Annotated in this window: 14 protein-coding genes; 13 read left to right on the forward strand and 1 reads right to left on the reverse strand. The window is 46.7% G+C overall.

Features of this window, described 5'->3' with window-relative positions:
* The first annotated feature begins 10 nt into the window (after positions 1-10).
* The 4 genes from K6V26_RS03310 (at position 11) to K6V26_RS03325 (ending at position 4,794) form a co-directional block, all read left to right on the forward strand.
* A complete protein-coding gene (locus K6V26_RS03310) occupies positions 11-289 on the forward strand; it encodes an HU family DNA-binding protein (RefSeq protein WP_007657667.1) in 279 nt (92 codons plus the stop codon).
* The gene (locus tag K6V26_RS03315) at positions 286-2,886 is read left to right on the forward strand and encodes a BACON domain-containing protein (RefSeq protein WP_224264598.1); all 2,601 of its coding nucleotides are present in this window, start codon (positions 286-288) and stop codon (positions 2,884-2,886) included. Before K6V26_RS03310 ends, K6V26_RS03315 begins: the two co-directional genes overlap by 4 nt.
* Before the next feature lie 26 nt (positions 2,887-2,912).
* Positions 2,913-3,608: a hypothetical protein gene (locus tag K6V26_RS03320; RefSeq protein WP_224264599.1), complete on the forward strand. Its 696-nt coding sequence runs from the start codon at positions 2,913-2,915 to the stop codon at positions 3,606-3,608.
* Positions 3,609-3,687: 79 nt separating this feature from the next.
* On the forward strand, positions 3,688-4,794 hold the full coding sequence (locus tag K6V26_RS03325) for a DUF3575 domain-containing protein (RefSeq protein ID WP_224264600.1): 1,107 nt from the start codon (positions 3,688-3,690) through the stop codon (positions 4,792-4,794).
* A gap of 12 nt (positions 4,795-4,806) precedes the next feature.
* Here K6V26_RS03325 and K6V26_RS03330 read toward each other — a convergent pair whose 3' ends face one another.
* Positions 4,807-6,399 (reverse strand): DUF6377 domain-containing protein, encoded by a 1,593-nt coding sequence (locus K6V26_RS03330; protein ID WP_044246491.1) that lies wholly within the window; start codon positions 6,397-6,399, stop codon positions 4,807-4,809.
* Positions 6,400-6,605: 206 nt separating this feature from the next.
* On the opposite strand from K6V26_RS03330, the gene K6V26_RS03335 reads away from it, so the two are divergent.
* From K6V26_RS03335 to K6V26_RS03375, 9 genes are all read left to right on the forward strand, one after another.
* On the forward strand, positions 6,606-8,462 hold the full coding sequence (locus tag K6V26_RS03335) for a glycoside hydrolase family 13 protein (RefSeq protein ID WP_224264601.1): 1,857 nt from the start codon (positions 6,606-6,608) through the stop codon (positions 8,460-8,462).
* A 16-nt stretch (positions 8,463-8,478) separates the two neighbouring features.
* Positions 8,479-10,689 (forward strand): glycoside hydrolase family 97 protein, encoded by a 2,211-nt coding sequence (locus tag K6V26_RS03340; protein ID WP_224264602.1) that lies wholly within the window; start codon positions 8,479-8,481, stop codon positions 10,687-10,689.
* A 57-nt stretch (positions 10,690-10,746) separates the two neighbouring features.
* Complete coding sequence (locus tag K6V26_RS03345) at positions 10,747-13,764, forward strand: SusC/RagA family TonB-linked outer membrane protein (RefSeq protein ID WP_224264603.1); 3,018 nt, start codon at positions 10,747-10,749, stop codon at positions 13,762-13,764.
* A gap of 12 nt (positions 13,765-13,776) precedes the next feature.
* Positions 13,777-15,408, forward strand: coding sequence for a RagB/SusD family nutrient uptake outer membrane protein (locus tag K6V26_RS03350; RefSeq protein ID WP_224264604.1), 1,632 nt, complete (start codon positions 13,777-13,779; stop codon positions 15,406-15,408).
* Positions 15,409-15,430: 22 nt separating this feature from the next.
* Positions 15,431-16,597, forward strand: coding sequence for a SusF/SusE family outer membrane protein (locus K6V26_RS03355; protein ID WP_224264605.1), 1,167 nt, complete (start codon positions 15,431-15,433; stop codon positions 16,595-16,597).
* Positions 16,598-16,904: 307 nt separating this feature from the next.
* Positions 16,905-17,834, forward strand: a complete 930-nt coding sequence (locus tag K6V26_RS03360; protein WP_224264606.1) for a DUF5106 domain-containing protein — start codon at positions 16,905-16,907, stop codon at positions 17,832-17,834.
* 22 nt (positions 17,835-17,856) lie between these two features.
* Complete coding sequence (locus K6V26_RS03365; protein WP_224264607.1) at positions 17,857-18,651, forward strand: M48 family metallopeptidase; 795 nt, start codon at positions 17,857-17,859, stop codon at positions 18,649-18,651.
* 275 nt (positions 18,652-18,926) lie between these two features.
* A complete protein-coding gene (locus tag K6V26_RS03370) occupies positions 18,927-19,565 on the forward strand; it encodes a bifunctional nuclease family protein (protein WP_224264608.1) in 639 nt (212 codons plus the stop codon).
* On the forward strand, positions 19,562-20,878 hold the full coding sequence (locus K6V26_RS03375) for a NupC/NupG family nucleoside CNT transporter (protein ID WP_007657689.1): 1,317 nt from the start codon (positions 19,562-19,564) through the stop codon (positions 20,876-20,878). The genes K6V26_RS03370 and K6V26_RS03375 overlap by 4 nt, the downstream gene beginning before the upstream one ends.
* Positions 20,879-20,894 lie beyond the last annotated feature (16 nt).

Consider the following 20,894-nt stretch of genomic DNA (forward strand, 5'->3'; position numbering starts at 1 on the left):
ATATAAAGTTATGAACAAGACGGAATTTATTAATGAGCTGGCAAAGCGTACCGACCGGCCGGTAACTGAAATGTACAAATTCGTAAACGATTTTTTTACACTCACCACCGAAATCCTGGCACGTGAAGAAGATATTTTATTTTTGGGTTTCGGCCGCTTTTCTCCCCGTAAACAAAATGCACGCCCGGTACGTAACCCCAAGACCGGTGCTCCGGCTATGTTTTACGGGCGCACAACGGTAGGCTTTAAACCCGGTAAAGACCTTCTCAAAACAATCAATCGGAAATGAAACATATAAAACGACTAACAACGATCCTCCTGATCGCCTTGCTGCTGGCTGGGTGCCAGGAGGAATTGCCTCACTCAGCACGCATTGAAGCGGGAAAGGAAAACCTGTCGTTTGCACAGGTCACCGGAGCGCAGACGGTAAAGGTTACGACAAGCCATGCCTGGACGGCTGTTTCGTCGGGTTCCTGGCTGACTGTCTCGCCGGATAGCGGCGGAGCAGGCACCTACGAACTGACATTGACGGCGGCCGCCAATACGTCGACGGTGGCACGAAGCGCGCAGGTGGATATACAGGTAGGCCATAAAATCAGTACAATCAAAGTGTCGCAGGCGCAGCAGGATGTACTGGGACTGGACCGCAACTCGGCTGTCGTGGCCTGGCCGGCAGGCTCTGTGGAGTTCACCCTTGCCACCAACAAGGCGGACTATGAGGTTGCGAGCGATGCCGCCTGGTTGAAACCTTCCGCCACGAAGGCGGTGAAAGAAGAGAAGCTGCTGCTGGCCTACGATGAGAATCCGACCTATGATGCACGTACCGCGACGGTGACTGTCAGCAGCGGCACGCTCTCCTCAAAAGTAACGGTAACGCAGGGCGGACGCGGAGCCTTGTATTTCGTGATTAGTCGCGACACGGTGGGAGCCGCCGATACACGGTACGAACTCTCCCTGATGAAGAATACGACATCGAACGGGTTGCGTCTGCTCGACAAAGCTTCGTGGATTACCATGCCGCCTCGTAGCAAGGCGGTGCCGACGGAGGAGCGTATCCGGTTGACGCTTCAACCCAACACTAAGACGGAGCCGCGCAAGGCACGCCTGGTAATAAACGATTCAAGTACAGGTGCCCTGTTGACCGATACCTTTACACTGGTACAGCGGGGACGGGAGAATGTACTTCTGCCCGAAATAAAGTCGTACGAAGCGGCGGTAGCAGGCGAGACATTCGATATCCCGGTGGTAGCCAGCGGCCCTTTTGAAGTGGAGTTGCCGAAAGACGCTCCCTGGTTGACCGGGTCGACCGGTGTACAACTGGGTGGCACTTTGCGGTTTAAGGTCGAAGAGAATACCCGGCCGGAAGCGCGTACGGCCGTGATCGTCCTGCGCTTGCAGAGCGACGTACCTGTCGAAGCGACCATTACCGTTACACAGGCGGCAGCCAAAGTAACGGACACGGAGCTTATTCCCCGCCTGTATAATTTGCTGGAAGGGGGAGTGGTCATAGAAACTGTACCGGTGAATTTGGGCGCTTTTCGGGCAACGATAGACTATGATGCCGGAGAGCCTTCAAATTGGGTACATGATATTTATTCCAGTGGCGGAAAACTTCATTTCCGGGTGGATGATAATAGTGCGACCGCCAAGCGTAGCGCCGTGATCCACCTGGCACCTGAAGATAAGGAGCCGGTGGAGATCCGGATCAACCAGAGTGGTACCGAAGGAGCCTATATCGAACTGAACAGGCCGGGAACACTGGCTTCGTTCATTGATTTCTCAAAGATGGATAGGTATAAGTCTATCCGTTTGGTTTCGCAGAAAGGGATCAATGCGGATGATATCAATACGTTGCGCAATAAAGAGCTGGCAGTCGAAGAGATAAACCTGGCCGGTGTCGCTATGGTGAATCTGCCGGAGAGTGCGTTTGAAGGAAACCGTACATTGCAGAAGATCACATTACCCGAAAGGTTGTTGTCGGTAGGAAATGCGGCCTTTGCAGGTAGCCGCCTGAAAGAACTCAAGTATTCAGGGGCGCGTGTGTTGCAGGTTATCGGCGACCGGGCTTTCGAAGGGTGTTCCGGATTGAAGATGGATAATATTTTTATTTCCAGCCTGCAATCGATCGGTGAGCGTGCCTTTGCCGGTGCATTCACCGAGAGCGAATCGAACGATCTGGATCTGGTAGGGGCTTCCGGCCTGCGAACGATCGGTAAGGATGCTTTCCGGGCATGCAATACATTGACAAAACTGACATTACCGGTGAATTTGTCGCAGATAGGAGAAGGGGCTTTTAGCGAATGTTATAATCTGGCGGGAACGCTTGATTTACCGGAGTCGCTGACAACGATCGGTGCGGAGGCTTTCTATAATTGCAAAAACCTGACAGGGATGCTGGTGCTGCCGGTTTCCCTGAGAGAGTTGGGCGATCGTGCCTTTATGAGATGTGCGGCGTTGGGGGGACTGGACCTGTCGAACTGCCGTTTGACGGAAATCGGTGTGGAGGTGTTCAAAGAGAGCCTGTCGAGTTTGTCGACCAGCGTTGACAAACTGGAGGTTCCTTCGGGTGTGACGTTTATTGCTGCCAGCGCCTTTGAAGATACGGGCTTTAGGGAAGTCGACCTGCCTGCAACACTGGCGATGATCGGTCGGAGGGCCTTTTATAATTGCCGGAAGCTGTCGATAGTAACCAGCCGACGTACGGGAGTGGTTCCGGTGCTGGATGCCGAATATCCGGCGGAAACGTTCGGCGGGGTGGATATTACGGGACAGCGTACGCTAAAAGTAAATCCGCAAGCAAAAAAAGCATACCAGGCTGATCCGTTATGGATAAAGGCAACACCGGAGGCAGGAGGAAATATCGTATGGACGATTGAGGATATTTGATAGTATTAATAGCAAAACATACCGTAATGATGGGGGAAGAAGATCGTAATTCGGAGAACATCCGGAAAGAGAGCAAAGAACTGAGTTATATCCGGAAAGAACAACAGAGAATAAAGCTTTGGGGCGGTGTACTGCTGGGAGCCAACCTTTTGCTGTTGGCCGGCTTCCTGTGGGTATCGAGCTGGAATCAGGAAACGAAACAGCCTGTACCGGAGGAAACCGATTTTCAATATCCCCCGCCTGTTCCACCTGCCGAAGAGGACACCTGCTTCTGGGTAGCTGAAGAGATATCGGATGAGGTGAGCAATGCGGATACCACAGACGAAACGGAGGACACAAACAATGCGGAGGACACGGAGGAATCCCTGTTACAAACTGAATCTATACCACCACCCGCACATGTTCCAGTTAGTCCGGAAACTACTCGTCCGGAAACTATCCGTCCGTCCGCTGCAAGGACTGTCAAAAAAGTCATGCAGCCCCGGCGTAAAAAGAAAGCGACTGTCATTCCGGCCTCTATCATTACACGACCGGGGATGACCCTACGTTTGTTGGCACGGCTTTATTATGGGAGAGAAGTGTTTTGGGTCTATATCTATGACCGGAATATAAGGGTATTATCGTCGCTCGATACATCATCGTTCGATGCTCTTCCCTCTGGTATTCAACTGGAACTGCCCTGTCCGGCCGACTACGGAATAGATGCTACCGAACCCATATAGTTGCAGCGAGCGTGCAATCTGGCGAAAAGCCTGGCGAAACAATGAAAAGAAACAACAATCAATCAAATAATATACGGAAATGAAACAACGTACACGATTCTCCGGACTGCTGGCTATACTCTGTTTGTTGGCCTTTACAGCTGCCGGACAGAGCTACACTATCCATTTTATCAAAGGAACGGAACGTGTCAATCACCAACGGCTGCAAACGGCCAATAATCTGGAAGAGCTGATCACGTTGCTGTCGGACTGCAGCCACCAACTGTCAACAGGCGAATATACCGTTTCACTGACAGCGCTTCAGAGTGTCTCAAAACGCTACGACTCTGCCGCCCGCGAGTTGGCGATGAGACAGGCCACCTTTTTGCAGGAGTATCTGACGGGAAGCTGCTGCCTGGACGATCCCGACCTGTTTGAACTCGATGTCGATGCCCGTACCGATCTGGATAACCGCGTGATTGTTGAAGTAAAGAAACATCCGGTCGTAACGAAGCGGCAGTCGGTTGTTTCAAGTTCTTCCGAAGAAGATATGGAACCGTCCGGCAAGCAGAAGGCTACAGCAGGGCAACCCCGAACGAAGAAGGTGAAAACTGTGGCTGAACCGGCGCCGAAGTCTGTCTCAAAATCTGTACCAGCCAGCCATTTCCTCCTGGGGACTGTCGGATTGGGGATAAAGACGAATGCATTGTTGTTTGCCGGTTTGTTGCCCGACGGGTCGATGTATTCGCCGGTAGCGAATGTGGCAGCGGAGGTGTACTTTATGGAGCGTTTCTCGGCGCAGGTGTCGTTTGCCTATGCAATGCCTTACAATAAAGGGGATCAGTATAATCTGTTCAGCATGACCTGTCTGGAGGTAGAACCGCGCTGGTGGTTGTGGGGCGACAGTCGTTTCCGTGGACTGTATGCCGGGGTGTACGGGCAGTATGGGAGTTTTAATGTACGTATAAAGGAGGAGCTGGAGGATAACAGTACTGGTTTGTTCTATGGCGGCGGGATCTCCGTGGGCTGGCTTCAACCGATCTGGCGGGGTTTCTATGTTGAAGCGGGGTTACAGGCTGGTTACCGTAGCGATACCGTCGATGTCTACGAATTCATACCCGGCAGTGCCAATAAGAAACTGGCAACCTATACCCTAAACAGCTTTACCCTGCAGGGAATGAATTTGTCGGTGGGTTATCGATTTTAAATCACTTCAGACTTAAAGCAAAGCAACCAGCTCTTCAAACTTCTCTTTGTCGAGCGCTTTGCTTCTCACTTTGCTGCGATACGAATAAACGGTAGCCAGCGAATAACCCAGAAAATGGGCGATATTGCTGCTGTCGTTGATTCCCAGGCGGATCAGGGCGAAGATACGGAGTTCCGTAGATAATATCTCTCCTGATTTTGGGCATAGCTTTCCTTCCTCACTCATCAGGTCGTTAAACGATTTGATGAAATGGGGGAATAGCTTCAGGAACGATTTATCGAACTCATTGTAGAAATTCTTCCGTTCATCGCGTATGAATTGTTCGGACTTGATTGTTTTGAATAAGTCATCCAGTTTGGAGGCCATAGCCAGTTTCGCTAAAGAACGGCGGTACGTATCCAGTTTATCCAGATAGATGACACATTGGTTCAGGTAAAGGGCAATGTACTCTTCCTTTATTTTGCTGGCCTGGCTCAATTCTTTATTGATCTCCTGTAATTGCTCATTGGAGGCACTGACTGCTTTTCGCATGAGGGAAAGTTTCTTCATCTGCCGGTACAGGTAGATGATTGTTACCAATAATAAGAAGGATAAAAAGCTCACACTGATCAGTAACGTGCGCGATATCTGTTTCTCTTTCTCTATTTTCAGTTTATACACTTTATCCACGATCGGGAAAAACTCGGTTACTTCTACCGAACGGAGGCGGGCATTACAGGCAACGGCATCTTCCATCGAGCAACTCAGGTATTTGTAGGCTCGTTCGATATCTCCCTTTTCAAACATCAGCAATGCCAGTTTTTGCAGGGAGATATATTCACGTTTAGCTGTTTTCAGGTCGGCTATGGCGGTTTGTGCCAGGTAATAGATTTGTTTTTCGGTGTCGCCTTTCTGGGCATAGGCCTGCGACAGGTTGTATAACAGATAGACAAGTGACTCCTGATTGTCCAACCCTGCCAATTCTTTATCGATCAGTTCGATTGCTTTATCCGCTTGTCCCTCTACGATCATTTTGTCGGCCAGTACCACACTGTGGTCAAGCTGGTTGGTTGTGAGGGATAAGATGGAGTCGCGGTAGGCATTCGTTTTTTCGATATACTTATGTCGCTCGTCGGTACGGGTGTAGTCTGCTATCCAACCGTAGTAAGTACGACAGGTATAATAATAGTAAAGCAGGGTCTGGTTGTCCAGTTGATCCCGGCGTACCTGTTCCAGTTGGGCGGCCACCTCATTGTAAAGTCCCATGATTCCCAGAACTTCGGCTCTTGCGATCCATAAATCGTTCTCGTACTGTGGATTTTGGAGAGACGGAAGGAGCGCTTTCCTTTTTTCCAGATAATGCAGTGCCGAGTCGGCCTGGTAATGTAGGTAGATTCCGTACAGGGAGCTGTACAGGTGGTATTTTTCCTCCGGCGAAGGAGTGGCATGTGCCAGTTTCCGGATACTGTCTATCTCGTGTTCCCGCTGTTTGTGAAAGTCGGCTTTCATTGCGATAGTACGATCCAGCTCTTTGAGCAGGGATTTGATCGTCGGCTTATCGCCGGATGCATATGCCGGCAATATCGACAAAAGGAGTAGAAAAAGAGAATATAGCGTGTTTTTCATGTTGTTGATTTGATTCATCTAGCGCAAAGGTAGTGAAATACATTTGAAATACCTTCTAATGCGTTTTGATTTTTTGCCTGATTGAAATGTGTTATTGTGTTGTATTACAGGTAAAAAGGAGTTTTTAAGGTTTTGATTTTTTTTCTAATGCGTTTTCCCGGTAATCTATCCCGCTACATTTGCATCGTTCACCAACAAATCATTCCATGAAAAAGATAATTGTAACCTTTGTATTATGTCTGGGCTTTTGCCTGCCTGTTTTGTCAGGCGTAAAAATACAGAAAGTGGAACCTGCTTTCTGGTGGTCGGGTATGAAGAATCCCGAACTGCAAATCCTATTATACGGTACGGATATCGCGACCGATAGCGTATTGATAACTTCTTCCGATATTCGCGTGAAAGAGATCGTGAAGCTACAAAATCCGAATTACTTACTGCTTTATCTGGATCTGTCGGAAACAGCTCCCCAAGAATTTAACATTCAACTGACAAAGAACGGGGAACAAACGATCATCCCTTATCAGATAAAAGAACGCGAGAAGGATTCGTCTGTCCGGAAAGGTTTCCATGCTTCAGACGTTTTATACCTGATCATGCCCGACCGTTTCGCCAACGGTGATCCGAAGAATGATGTCGTTCCCGGAATGCGCGAGTCGAAAGTGGATCGTACGGATATGTATGCCCGCCATGGAGGTGACCTGAAAGGGATAGCCGATCATCTGGATTATTTCTCCGATCTGGGCGTTACCGCCATCTGGCTGAATCCTATCCTGAAGAACGATATGACCGAAGGTTCCTATCACGGGTATGCCATTACTGATTATTATGAAGTCGATCCTCGCTTCGGTGATAATGAAGAGTTTCGCCAACTGGTTAGTGCTGCCCACGATAAAGGATTGAAGATCGTAATGGATATGATCTTTAACCATTGCGGAAGCGAACATTTCTTCTTTACCGATAAGCCGTCCGACAACTGGTTCAACTTCCAGGATAATTTCGTACAGACCGGTTACCAGACGATGCCGCAGGCCGACACTTACCGTTCTGATTATGACAAAGTGAAAAATATAGACGGCTGGTTCACCCAGTCGATGCCCGACCTGAACCAACGTAACCGGCACGTGGCTTCTTACCTGATCCAGAACAGTATCTGGTGGATTGAATATGCTGGGATCAACGGTATCCGACAAGATACGCATCCGTATGCCGATTTCGATATGATGGCACGTTGGTGCAGGGCTGTCAATGCTGAATATCCTGATTTTAATATAGTAGGAGAGACGTGGATCGGAAATAATGTAGGTGTCTCTTTCTGGCAGAAGGATAGTAAAGTGGCTTATCCCCGGAACTCTTACCTGCCTACGGTCATGGATTTCCCTTTGATGAATATCATGTCGTCGGCATTCGATGAAGAGACGAACAGTTGGGATAGGGGACTGGCACGTATTTATGATTACCTGACACAGGATATCGTGTATACCGACCCGATGAATCTGTTGGTATTCCTCGATAACCACGATACCTCCCGTTTTTATAAAGTACCGCCTACAGGCGACCTGAACCGCTACAAACAGGCTTTGGCTTTCCTGCTGACCGTTCGTGGTATCCCGCAGATTTATTATGGCACCGAAATACTGATGGCTGCCGATAAGGCCAACGGCGATGGTGTTCTGCGCCGTGACTTTCCTGGCGGATGGGCAGGTGACAAGCAAAACGCATTTACTCCGGCCGGTCGCACCCCTCAGCAGAACGAAGCCTATACATATATAAGTAAGCTACTCAACTGGCGAAAAGGCAATGATGCGATAGCCAAAGGTTCGTTCAAACATTTTATTACGCAGAACGAAGTATACGTTTACGAACGTAAGTACGGAAATCATTCCGTTGTTGTTTTCCTGAACGGCTCTGATGCTGACCGCACGATCGACCTGGCTCCTTATCAGGAAGTTCTTCCTGCTCAGCGGGCTTACGACCTGTTGAACGACCGACAGATCGATTTGCAGACCTCTTTATCGTTGAAAGGTAAAGGCGTGTTGATCCTTGAATTCGGAAAAGTTAATTAAATCATATAATAACACCATGAGAAGTAAAGTATTAATATGGATCGCCCTGCTCGGATGCAGCACGATCAGCTATGCACAGCAATTGTTGTCGCCTGACGGAAATCTGGAAATGAACTTCCGGTTGGATGAAAAGGGCGCACCGGTTTATGACCTGAGTTATAAACAAAAAGAAGTGATTAAACCCAGTCATCTGGGTTTAGAATTGAAGAAAGAAGATGCGGATGCCGCCGTCGACTTTGAGTTCAAGCAACGTAAGGACGTGGATGCACTGGATAAGAAAACGAATCTGTATGACGGTTTCCGGATAAAGGACACCCGTACTTCCAGCTTCAATGAAACCTGGCAACCGGTTTGGGGCGAGGAAAAAGAAATCCGTAATAATTACAACGAACTGGCTGTAACGTTGGAACAACCTTCCAACGACCGGTCTATCGTGGTTCGCTTCCGCCTGTTCAACGACGGATTGGGTTTCCGTTATGAATTCCCTCAGCAAAAAGAGTTGAATTACTTCGTGATCAAGGAAGAAAAGTCGCAGTTCGCTATGGCAGGCGACCATAAGACATTCTGGTTGCCGGGCGATTACGATACACAGGAATATAGTACCATGACCTCTCGCCTGAGCGAGATCCGCGGTTTGATGAAAGAGGCTGTTACTCCCAACTCATCACAAACACCTTTCTCGCAGACCGGTGTACAGACTCCGTTAATGATGAAATCGGATAACGGATTATATATCAATCTGCATGAAGCTGCTTTAGTTGATTATTCCTGTATGCATCTGAATCTGGATGACAAAACGATGACGTTCGAATCATGGTTGACACCGGATGCAAAAGGCGATAAAGGATATATGCAGACACCTTGCCAGTCACCGTGGAGAACGGTTATCGTAAGCGATGATGCCCGTAATATCCTGGCATCCCGCATCACCTTGAACCTGAATGAACCGTGTAAGCTGGACGATGTATCCTGGATCAAACCGACCAAATATATCGGTGTATGGTGGGATATGATTACCAACAAAGGGACTTGGGCTTATACTGACGAATTGAGCAGCGTGAAACTAGGGGAAACCGATTATTCAAAAACAAAACCTAATGGCCGTCACTCTGCCAATACAACGAACGTAAAACGGTATATCGACTTTGCGGCAGCCAATGGTTTCGATGCCGTCCTGGTGGAAGGTTGGAACGAAGGTTGGGAAGACTGGTTCGGCAAGAGCAAAGATTATGTATTCGACTTTGTTACTCCCTATCCTGATTTTGACGTACAGGAAATCCATCGTTATGCAGCCAGCAAAGGTATCAAGATGATGATGCACCATGAAACATCCGCATCTGTCCGCAATTATGAACGTCATATGGATCAAGCCTATCAGTTCATGGTAGACAACGGCTATACCAGTGTAAAGAGCGGTTACGTAGGCGATATCATTCCTCGCGGTGAACATCATTACGGACAGTGGATGTGTAACCATTATCTGTATGCCGTAAAGAAAGCAGCCGACTACAAGATCATGGTAAACGCTCACGAAGCAACACGCCCGACCGGCCTGTGCCGCACCTATCCGAACCTGATCGGTAATGAATCGGCCCGCGGAACAGAATACGAATCATTTGGTGGTAACAATGTCGACCATACAACGATTCTTCCTTTCACCCGTCTGATCGGTGGCCCGATGGATTATACGCCGGGTATCTTCGAAACACATTGCAGCGCGATGAATCCGTCCAACACGTCACAGGTTCGTTCGACACTGGCACGCCAGCTGGCACTTTATGTAACGATGTACAGTCCGCTCCAGATGGCAGCCGATGTCCCCGAACATTACGAACAGTATGCCGATGCCTTCCAGTTTATTAAAGACGTTGCCCTTGATTGGGACAAATCTCTCTATCTGGAAGCAGAGCCGGGCGACTATATCACGATTGCCCGCAAAGCAAAAGGAACAGGTAACTGGTTCGTAGGCTGTACGGCCGATGAGAACGGACATGAGTCCCGCCTGTCTTTCGATTTCCTCGATCCGGGAAAGAAATATGTGGCCGTAGTTTATGCCGATGCAAAAGATGCCGACTGGAAAAATAATCCGCAGGCATATACTATAAAGAAAGGTGTGTTGACAAGCAAAAGCAAATTGAATTTGAACGCTGCCAGTGGTGGCGGCTTTGCCATCAGCATTCAGGAAGTGAGCGACCCGAAAGAATTAAAAGGGTTAAAAAATCTATAAGGTAAAAGGATTGTTAAGGTTATTAAGTAAACTTGTAAAGAACTTAAATTTAAGCACATGAAACGTTTAAGGTTTAAAGCACTGTTGATGCTGATCGCAGGCTTGTGTATGTCCGTTTCTGTTTTTGCCCAGCAAATGACAGTGACCGGAGTTGTGAAAGATCCTACAGGAGAACCGGTTATCGGGGCGAATGTTATTATAAAGGGAACGACGAACGGGACCGTTACCGATATAGACGGTAAGTTTCTGTTGTCTGCCTCTAAAGGCGATATTATCTCTGTTTCATTTATCGGATATAAGATGCAGGAGTTGCCTGCTGCTTCTGATATGAATATTATTCTGGCAGAAGATTCCCAGATGTTGGAGAATGTTGTCGTGATCGGATATGGTACGGTCAAGAAGAATGATGCTACCGGTTCCGTTATTGCCATTAAACCGGATGAAAAGAACCGCGGTTTGCAGGTCAGCCCCCAGGATATGTTGATGGGTAAAGTGGCCGGTGTATCCGTAGCCTCTTCTACCGGACAGCCAGGTTCCTCTTCTTCGATCCGTATCCGTGGCGGTTCTTCCCTGTCTGCTAAAAACGATCCGTTGGTGGTTATCGACGGTGTGATTATGGGTAACAGTGCCCCGGACGGGTTGAGCAATCCGCTGAGTACGATAAACCCTTCTGATATCGAGTCTTTTACAGTCCTGAAAGATGCATCGGCTACTGCAATCTACGGTTCCCGTGCCTCGAATGGTGTTATCATCATTACAACGAAAAAAGGAAAGAGCGGTAGTGTCAAGATCAATTACAGCGGTAATGTGTCTGTCAGCACGAAACGTAATAAAGTAGATGTAATGAGCGGGGATGAATACCGTGATTATATCACAAATGCTCCGAACACGACGGAGGGTATGCTGAATGCGTTGAATCTCTTCCCAAATGTCAGCACAGACTGGCAGGATGAAGTGTTGCGTACGGCAATTTCGACCGACCATAATATTAGTGCTTACGGCTCTGTCAAAGAATTTATGCCTTACCGTGTCTCTTTCGGTTATACTGATCAGAACGGTATTCTGAAAACATCTAATTTCCAGCGATATACCGGAAGTGTTTCATTGACTCCTTCTTTCTTTCAGGATCACCTGAATGTAAACCTGAATGGTAAAGGCGTTTATATCAAAAACCGTTTTGCCGATACGGGTGCGTTGGGAAGCGCGGTTAGCTTCGATCCGACCAAGCCGGTTACAAACGGCAGTAAATACGGAGGTTATTTTACCTGGACCGGCGATTACACACCGGACGGTACCAGAGCGACCTCAGCCGGAGTCAACCCTGTTTCTATGTTGGAAATGGTCGATGACCGTTCGACAGCCAAGTCGTTTATCGGAAATGCGCAGTTCGATTACAAACTGCACTTCTTGCCGGATTTACGCTTTAATATGAATATGGGTATCGATTATACATCTGTGGAAGGAAAGAAATATATTGACCCGAATGCTCCCGGTTCTTATCAGCCGGATGATGACGCCACCGGAAGTAACCGTATCTATAATAGTACGCATAAAAACAAACTGTTTGATTTCTATGCACAGTATTCCAAAGAACTACCGTCGGTAGCCAGCCGCTTCGACATCATGGCAGGTTATTCTTATCAGAGTTACCAGACGCAGACGGATAATGTGACTTATTATTTGTCACGCAAGCCGGAAACGTTCGGACAGAATACGACCGTAAGCAACGAATATAAGGAAACAGATACCAAATATGTACTGGCCTCTTTCTATGGACGTATGAATTACTCATTGATGGATAAATATCTGTTGACTTTCACCTTGCGTGATGATGCCTCTTCCCGTTTTGCCAAAGATAAACGCTGGGGACTCTTTCCTTCGCTGGCTTTGGGATGGAAGATGAATGAAGAAGGCTTTATGAAAGATTTTAGCAGCCTGGATGAATTGAAGTTGCGTTTAGGTTGGGGTGTCACCGGGCAGCAGGATATTAACCAGGGCGATTATCCGTATCTTTCATTTTACCGGGAAGGAAAAGGGGGAGCCATGTATCCTGTTTATGATGCTGCCGGAAATGTGACCTGGATAAATGTATTGGCACCGACTGCCGCCAACCCGAATCTGAAATGGGAAACAACGACTACCTATAATGTCGGTATCGATTACGGATTCCTAAACGGCCGTATTACCGGTTCTTTGGATGGTTATATCCGTAAGACAAAAGATCTTATCAATGCGGAAGTGAATGTGCCGGCCGGAACTGACTTTGCCGAATATGTTGTTTCGAATATCGGTTCGCTCGAAAACAAAGGGGTTGAGTTTTCTATCAATACCCGTCCGATAGTAAGTCGTGACTTTAGTTGGGACCTGGGATTCAATATCGCTTACAACAAAACGAAGATTACGGAACTGACTTATAACGATAATTCCGACTCACCGGGTAAACGCTTTGAATCGACAGGTGGTGACGGTGGTTTGCGTCTGAAGATCCATAGCGTCGGTTATGCTCCGGGTACATTCTATGTTTTCCAGCAAGTGTATGATGCCGACGGAAACCCGATCGAAGGTGAGTATGTGGACCGTAACGGCGACGGTGTAATTACCGATAACGACCTCTATCGTTATAAGAAACCGACCGCAGACGTGTTGATGGGCTTCAACTCCAAATTCACGTATAAGCAGTGGGATTTAGGCTTCAACGGACGTGTTAGCCTGGGCAATTACAATTTCAACTCGACGGCCGCCAATGCTGCATTGGGCGTCAACGAATTGTTTGGGAACAATGCGTTGAGCAATAAACCTATATCAGTTTTGAAAACCGGATTCCAGTCACGCCAGCGTTTGTCGGATTACTATATCCAGAATGCTTCGTTCCTGAAGATCGACAATATTACATTGGGATATAATGTCGACAAGTTTATCAAAAGTAGCTGGAATGCCCGTTTCTATGCAACCGTGCAGAACCCGATCATCATAACCAAGTATGACGGTCTCGATCCTGAAGTGAACGACGGCATGGATAACAACGTATATCCGCGTCCGATAACAGTATTATTCGGAGTTAACATCAATTTCTAAAATGCATCTATCATGAAACTGAAAAAATATATATCATTGGGCCTTGCCTCTTTATGTTGTGTATGGGCTACTTCCTGTCTGGGCGACCTCGATCAGGAACCGATACTGGATAAATCCAGCAGTTCTATCCATAATGAAGCCGACTGCCAGTCCTTCCTGGCTAAAATCTATTCCGGTTTCGGCTTGTCGGGAAACTCTTCCGATACGAATGTCGAGCCTGACTTGCAGGGTGGCGACCAGGGTTCGCTGGTTTTTCTCCGCGGATTGCTCTCCTTGCAATTGTTCCCTTCCGATGAAGCGATCTGGAACTGGGCGGACGAAGGTATTGTGGAGTTATGTCAGCTGAATTGGGATTATACATTGCCTTATGCTTATTCATTCTACCAGCGTGCCATGCTGAATGTTCGTTACTGCAAGGAATTCCTGGACGTTTATGCGGCAGACAGCGACATTCCGGATATTCAGAAATATCGTGACCAGGTGCGCGGACTCCGGGCAATGAATTATTATTACCTGATCGACCTTTATCGTAATCCGGGTGTTGTCTGGGATGATAGCCCAACAGACGATAAGTCGTGGAAACCGTCACAGATAGGGGCGGAGGCATTGTTTGACAAGATCGTAGCCGAATTGATCGATCTTTCCGAAAACGGTAATCTGGACGAAACGCCTTCTATGGCAACGTACGGTCGTGTAACCAGACCGGTTATTAACACGCTTCTTGCCAAAATGTATCTGAATGCAGAAGTTTATACCGGCAAACCGATGTATGACAAGGCTGCTGTATATGCCCAGAAAGTAATTGACGCCGGGTTTGGCCTGGAAGATAATTATGCCAACCTCTTCTGTGGTGAAAACCATCTGACGGGTATGCATAAGAATGAAATTATCTACGCGATTCCTTTCGATAATGTCAATGCAAAAAGCTATGGCAGTACAATTATGCTGACAGCCGCTGCCTATGGCGGTGATATGGACCAGACCTGGTTCGGAATGTCTTCTTCGTGGACTTGCCTGAAGCCGACACAGCAGATGATCGGATTCTTCAACGAAAGTCCGGATGCGGGAACCGACAGTCATGGCAGTCTCATTAAGAAAGATAAACGGTATGCCTTCTTCGACGGTGGCGGAACGCGTACTCCTGAATCGAAAATGCAGGACTGGAACACCGGCTACCTGTGCCATAAATTTACGAATCTGGGCTGGGACGGCGCAGCAGTAACTCCGACACCCGATCCGAACACCGACTTCCCGTTGTTCCGTCTGGCAGACATCTACCTGATTTATGCGGAATGTGCCGTGCGCAATGCTGCCGGAACCAATAAGGAACAGGCCGTTGAGTATGTAAACCAACTGCGTGAACGTGCTAACGGTGATAAGAGTGCCAATATTACAGCCTCTGACCTGTCTCTTGATTTTATTCTCGATGAACGTGCCCGCGAATTATATTGGGAAGGACAGCGTCGTTCCGACCTCGTACGTTTCGGAAAATTCACTAAGGATTATGCCTGGGCATATAAAGGGGGTACACTGGAAGGCGTTGCAAATATCGACAGTCGCTTCAATATCTATCCGATCAGCGACCGCGACCTGACAGCCAATCCGAACCTGGTGCAAAACCCGGGATATGAATCATTAAAATAATAACTTCCAAATCTGTAAACAAATGAAGAAACTGAATATATATATGCTCCTTTTAGCCGGTTCATTATGCTGGACCGGTTGCGGAGAAGACAGAGACGATAATCCGGTTTTTCAGGAACCAACCGAGTTCAACCTGAATACACCGGCACAGGCAAATGAAGTATATGATCTGAAGAATCTTTCTTCCATTGAACTGACCTGTACGCAACCTAATTACGGATACGTGGCTTCTACCACCTATAAAGTACAGCTCTCCCTGGAAGAAACTTTTAAGGAGGCCGATGAGGCAGCCGGTACAAAAGCAAATTATGCCACCTTATCCCCGGCTTACCCACTGCCTGAGTTGAATATAGACGCCGTTGACTTTGCCATGGCTTTGTTGGATTTGTGGAAGGTTTCGAACGATAATGCCGAATTGCCGGAGACACCCATGCCGGTTTATATTCGTCTGAACGCTTCCCTTACGAATAATGGAGCGGGACAAATCACGTCCAATGTTATCGAACTACCGAAAGTGTTGGGTTATAATGTGGAACCTCCTGTCACTTTGCCGGAACAGATGTATCTGGTCGGTGATTTTGCCTCCGGAAGCAGTTGGGGTAAATGGGTGGAGATGATTCCGGTAACGGATACTCCGGGTAAATTCTGGTCCATGCAATATTTTGGCGGTAATAACGTGATGAAGTTCAATGCGCAACCTTTGTGGAACGGCAATCAGGTCGCTTATTCCGAAGGTCTTGTTCCGACTGCATCGGCCTCTTTAGCCGGAGTGTCCGGTGTGGATGATGGCAGTGGCGGAGAGAATATCGGTGTGAAGAATGCCGGCTGGTATATCCTGGTCGTTACCACCGAACTGTCAGGTAAGGATTTGAACTACACTCTCGAATTTCTGGCTCCCGATATCTACCTGACCGGCGATCCTTCCGGTGGTTGGGATACCTTCGACGAGGCCCGTAAATTCACCGTTCCTTCCGGTGAAGGCGAATTTGTTTCACCCGCTTTTGTAGCCTCCGGCACCTTACGTATGTGCATTAAATTGCCGTCAACCGACTGGTGGCGTACCGAGTTTGCCATCCTGAGCAATAAGATCGAATACCGTAAGAACGGAGGTGATCAGGAAGCAGTGAATGTTTTGGCAGGCCAGAAGGCTTACCTCAACTTTCTGGATGGTACGGGGAGTATCAAATAAAACATTTCATAGTTCCTGATGTAATTTCGCTTGGTATAGGTACTGAACCGAATTACATTAGCTACAAATCTATTGTCGATAGCTATCAGTATTATTATTGATTGCTATCGACAATATTGTTTATAACTATCGATAATATTACTTACAGCTGTCGGCAATAGATTAGTAAGGCATCTAATCAGAGAGAGATGCCGGTAAAATAGTATCTCCCACGGCATGTTACATTAATTAATATTTGAAATAATTTGGCTAAAGTGATATCAGGAACTACTGTAACTGTTATATTTGCATGTAAAAACATAAAGATATGATAGTCAGAATACTTTGCTTGCTGGCATTTGCGTTGATTTTTAACTCATGTCACGGCCAGCAGACAGCAAAAACAGAGAAAGAGGATACAACGCCGAGAACCTTTGAAATGGTTGCCGTCCCCAGTATGATTACCGATCCGGGCGAACGAGCCAAATATCTGGTCCAGCATTATTGGGATAAATTTGATTTTACCGATACGGCGTATATCCATCTGCCGGATATTACGGAACAGGCACTTACCAACTATATCGATCTGATGAAGTATGTAACTCCCGAAGTCGCTTCGTCTTCTATCAAAGGGATGATGCACAAGGCTGAGACCGACAGTATTGTATTTACTCATATAGCCGGTCTGTATGAGAAATATTTATACGATCCCAATTCACCGATGCGCGATGAATCTCTGTATATTTATGTGTTGGAGTCTATCTTGTCTGCCCCGGTCTTTGATGAGGTGAACAAGATCCGTCCGGCTCATTTACTGGAACTGGCACTTAAAAACAGAGTAGGAGAGCCAGCTACAGATTTCACATATACGCTTGCTGATGGGGAAACAGGTACATTATATGGTATAAAAGCCCCTTATGTATTGCTGTTCTTCTATAATCCCGATTGTCATGCCTGTAAAGAAATAACCGGACAAATATCCGGTTGGCCGTTACTGGACAAAATGCAGGCGGATAATACGTTGAAGATACTGGCTGTTTATCCGGACGAAGATTTGGAAGCCTGGAAAAAGCATATTCCGGATGTTCCGGCAAGTTGGATAAATGCTTATGATCAGTCGATCTCTTTAAAAAATGATGAAATATATGACCTGAAAGCCATACCCACACTTTATTTGCTGGATAAAGACAAAAAGGTCATTTTGAAAGATATTACTTTTAACCAGTTGGCAGAATTCTTACAGATGCAAACAAACTAAATATGCAATAAACAAATAGAGTATGAGAACAACATTATTATCATTCATGTTTCTGGCAGGTGTCAGTCTGACGGCATCTGCACAGTTTAAGATCGGAGGGAAAACTATCAACACAAAGAAAGTCTTGGGAGCTGCAACTGATGTAGCAAAAGCTGTGACTCTTAGTGATGCGGACATTGCTAAAATGAGCCGTGAATACATTGAATGGATGGATACACATAATGAAGTGGCAGGTCCTGACACAGAAATGGGACAACGTCTGGAAAACCTGACAAAAAATATAAAGGTGGATGGACTGGATCTGAACTTTAAAGTGTACAACGTAATCGACGTGAACGCTTTTGCTTGTGGGGACGGGAGTATCCGTGTTTGTGGCGGTTTGATGGAAGTGATGGATGATGCCGAAGTAATGGCGGTGATCGGTCATGAGATCGGTCATGTGGTTCACACCGATGTGAAAGATGCTATGAAAACCGCTTATCTGAGATCAGCCGCACGTAATGCAGCCGGGGCTACAGACGGCGTTGTTGCTAAACTGACCGACTCGCAGTTAGGTGATTTGGCTGAGGCTTTAGCCGGTGCCCAGTTCTCTCAGAAGCAGGAAAACGAAGCAGACGACTATGCTTTTGAATTTTCTATTAAGAATGGTATCGATCCTTATGCAATGAGCAAATCTTTGACTAAACTTGTGGAAATGAGTAATGCCGGTGGTGCAAAGGCTTCTGCTATCCAGAAAATGTTCTCTACCCACCCGGACAGTGAGAACCGTGCTAAGAGAATGAAGGAAAAAGCAGATAAATACACACAAAATCAATAAGAAATTGTTAATCAGCTTTAAATGGCTGGCTAACGTGTTAAAATATTGCTAAAATTATAATTTATATGCTGGAAAACTATGCTGAATAACATAAAGTGCTTATATTTGCACTGTGTTTTTCATGGTATTAGATTTAAGGTTAGCAATGAAGATTGGTTGTCGCGATGACAACCTTTTCTTTTTTATAGACTTTACCGATCATCATTTGTCCACTTTCCCTCTTTTAATTCCGAAATAATATTACTTTTGTATCAGTACTATAAAATTTATGTGGTGTGGATACAAAAATAAAATTACGGGTTCAAGGGCTGACTAATAGCCAGATTCAGGCGGGAGCATATGCCTTGATACTGGCGGAAGAAAACGGAGCTCGTCGCGTACCTATTATAGTAGGGACATCGGAAGCACAATCCATTGCTATTGCATTAGAACATATTACGCCTCCCAGGCCTCTTACTCATGATTTATTTATGACTTTTGCCCAGGCTTTCGGCATTCAGCTACGGGAGGTTTTCATTTATAAGTTCGAAGACGGTGTTTTCTATTCCGAGCTGTTGTTTGATGATGGCATAACTCAGGTACGCCTCGATTCACGGACATCGGATGCCATTGCAATTGCTCTTCGGGTGAAATGTGACATCTATACGACAGAACATATCGTTTCAGAATGCGGAGTCGTGCTGGAAGAATCCTCGATGCCGGATGAAATGGATGACAACGATTATGCTTTGCTGGACAAAGAACCGGAAGATATAGAAGATGAGGCGGAATTGAAGAAATGGCTTTCTCTTCTGGATGAAGAAGAATTGAGCGAACGGATGGAAGAAGCTGTAGCTGATGAGAACTATGAGTATGCAAAGATGTACAAAGACGAGATTCGCCGTCGTGAAGAAGAGGAGGGAAGTGCCAAATGATAGATCAACAGAGCGGGATTAGTCTGGAATCCCTTTTACGTGGAATACTGGGGATCGTGACAGTTCTGGCTGTGGCATATGCCTTGAGTTATGACCGGAAACGTATCGACTGGAAGTTGATAGGAGGTGGATTGATTATGCAGGTCATATTTGCCCTGGCAGTTCTTTATATACCGTTCGTGGGAACAGCTTTGGAATGGATGGGGAAGGCGTTCATTAAACTGATGGACTTCACCCAGGCGGGAGTTGGCTTTTTATTAGGACCGTACGCAACCAAAAGTAATGGGTTTATATTCCTGATCCATTCATTACCGGTTGTCATTTTCTTTTCAGCATTGGTTTCCCTCTTTTATTACTGGGGAATTATCCAGCGTGTTGTGGGAGCTTTTTCCTGGTTGCTACGAAAGTTTATGAATATATCGGGTGCGGAAGGATTAGTTACCTCCGGAAATATATTTATGGGAATGACTGAATCTCCCGTGCTTATTAAGAATTACTTGCCGGCGATGAATAAGTCGGAGATCTTTCTGGTTATGGTGTCCGGAATGGGGACTATCGCCGGAACGGTTATGGCAACTTATATTGGTATGTTATCGGGGGGTGACCCTGTAGCCAGGGTATTGTTTGCCAAGCATCTGATTTCGGCGTCGTTGATGGCTGCACCCGGTTCGATCGTTTTGGCAAAGATGCTTTGTCCGCAGACGGAAGTTGCCGTTGATCAGGCTGCCACGCTGGAAAAAGGAAGTTCCCATCCGACGGCTTTGGATGCGTTGGCTGCCGGAACATCTACCGGTATCCGCCTGATGGTCAATATAGCTGCAATGCTTTTGGTATTCATTGCGCTGGTCGCTTTGGCGAATTATCTTCTGGAAGGATTGCTGGGGCGTTATACCGGTTTGAATGAATGGATTGTTTCGGTGACTGACGGTAAAGCGCAGGGATTGACGTTCCAGTTTATTCTCGGAGTTATTCTGGCTCCTTTTATGTGGCTGATCGGTATTCCGTCACCGGATATTATGCTTGTCGGTTCTTTGCTGGGACAGAAAACGATCCTGAATGAATTTGTGGCTTATTTCCAGTTGCAGGAGTGGAAAGATGCCGGGATGTTCATGTATCAAAAGTCGATTTTAATGTCTACCTATATATTATGTGGTTTTGCTAATATTTCGTCTATCGGGATTCTGTTAGGCGGGATGGGAGTGCTGGCTCCGGAGAAGAAGGAAATGATAACCCGTTTCGGTTTTCCGGCCATGATTGCCGGTGCTTTGGTATCTGTGTTGTCAGCCACGATTATAGGGATGATACTCGGGTAATTGAAAATTATAAATT

It is taken from the genome of Parabacteroides goldsteinii (genome assembly GCF_020091425.1).
GTDB classification, from domain to species: domain Bacteria; phylum Bacteroidota; class Bacteroidia; order Bacteroidales; family Tannerellaceae; genus Parabacteroides; species Parabacteroides goldsteinii.

Bases quoted from the DNA above. Each gene is read 5' to 3' on its own strand.
- K6V26_RS03350 (WP_224264604.1), top strand. From the start codon at position 13,777: ATGAAACTGAAAAAATATATATCATTGGGCCTTGCCTCTTTATGTTGT.
- K6V26_RS03365 (WP_224264607.1), top strand. From the start codon at position 17,857: ATGAGAACAACATTATTATCATTCATGTTTCTGGCAGGTGTCAGTCTG.
- K6V26_RS03360 (WP_224264606.1), top strand. From the start codon at position 16,905: ATGATAGTCAGAATACTTTGCTTGCTGGCATTTGCGTTGATTTTTAAC.
- K6V26_RS03345 (WP_224264603.1), top strand. From the start codon at position 10,747: ATGAAACGTTTAAGGTTTAAAGCACTGTTGATGCTGATCGCAGGCTTG.
- K6V26_RS03310 (WP_007657667.1), top strand. From the start codon at position 11: ATGAACAAGACGGAATTTATTAATGAGCTGGCAAAGCGTACCGACCGG.
- K6V26_RS03315 (WP_224264598.1), top strand. From the start codon at position 286: ATGAAACATATAAAACGACTAACAACGATCCTCCTGATCGCCTTGCTG.
- K6V26_RS03325 (WP_224264600.1), top strand. From the start codon at position 3,688: ATGAAACAACGTACACGATTCTCCGGACTGCTGGCTATACTCTGTTTG.
- K6V26_RS03320 (WP_224264599.1), top strand. From the start codon at position 2,913: ATGATGGGGGAAGAAGATCGTAATTCGGAGAACATCCGGAAAGAGAGC.
- K6V26_RS03375 (WP_007657689.1), top strand. From the start codon at position 19,562: ATGATAGATCAACAGAGCGGGATTAGTCTGGAATCCCTTTTACGTGGA.
- K6V26_RS03340 (WP_224264602.1), top strand. From the start codon at position 8,479: ATGAGAAGTAAAGTATTAATATGGATCGCCCTGCTCGGATGCAGCACG.
- K6V26_RS03355 (WP_224264605.1), top strand. From the start codon at position 15,431: ATGAAGAAACTGAATATATATATGCTCCTTTTAGCCGGTTCATTATGC.
- K6V26_RS03330 (WP_044246491.1), bottom strand. From the start codon at position 6,399: ATGAAAAACACGCTATATTCTCTTTTTCTACTCCTTTTGTCGATATTG.
- K6V26_RS03335 (WP_224264601.1), top strand. From the start codon at position 6,606: ATGAAAAAGATAATTGTAACCTTTGTATTATGTCTGGGCTTTTGCCTG.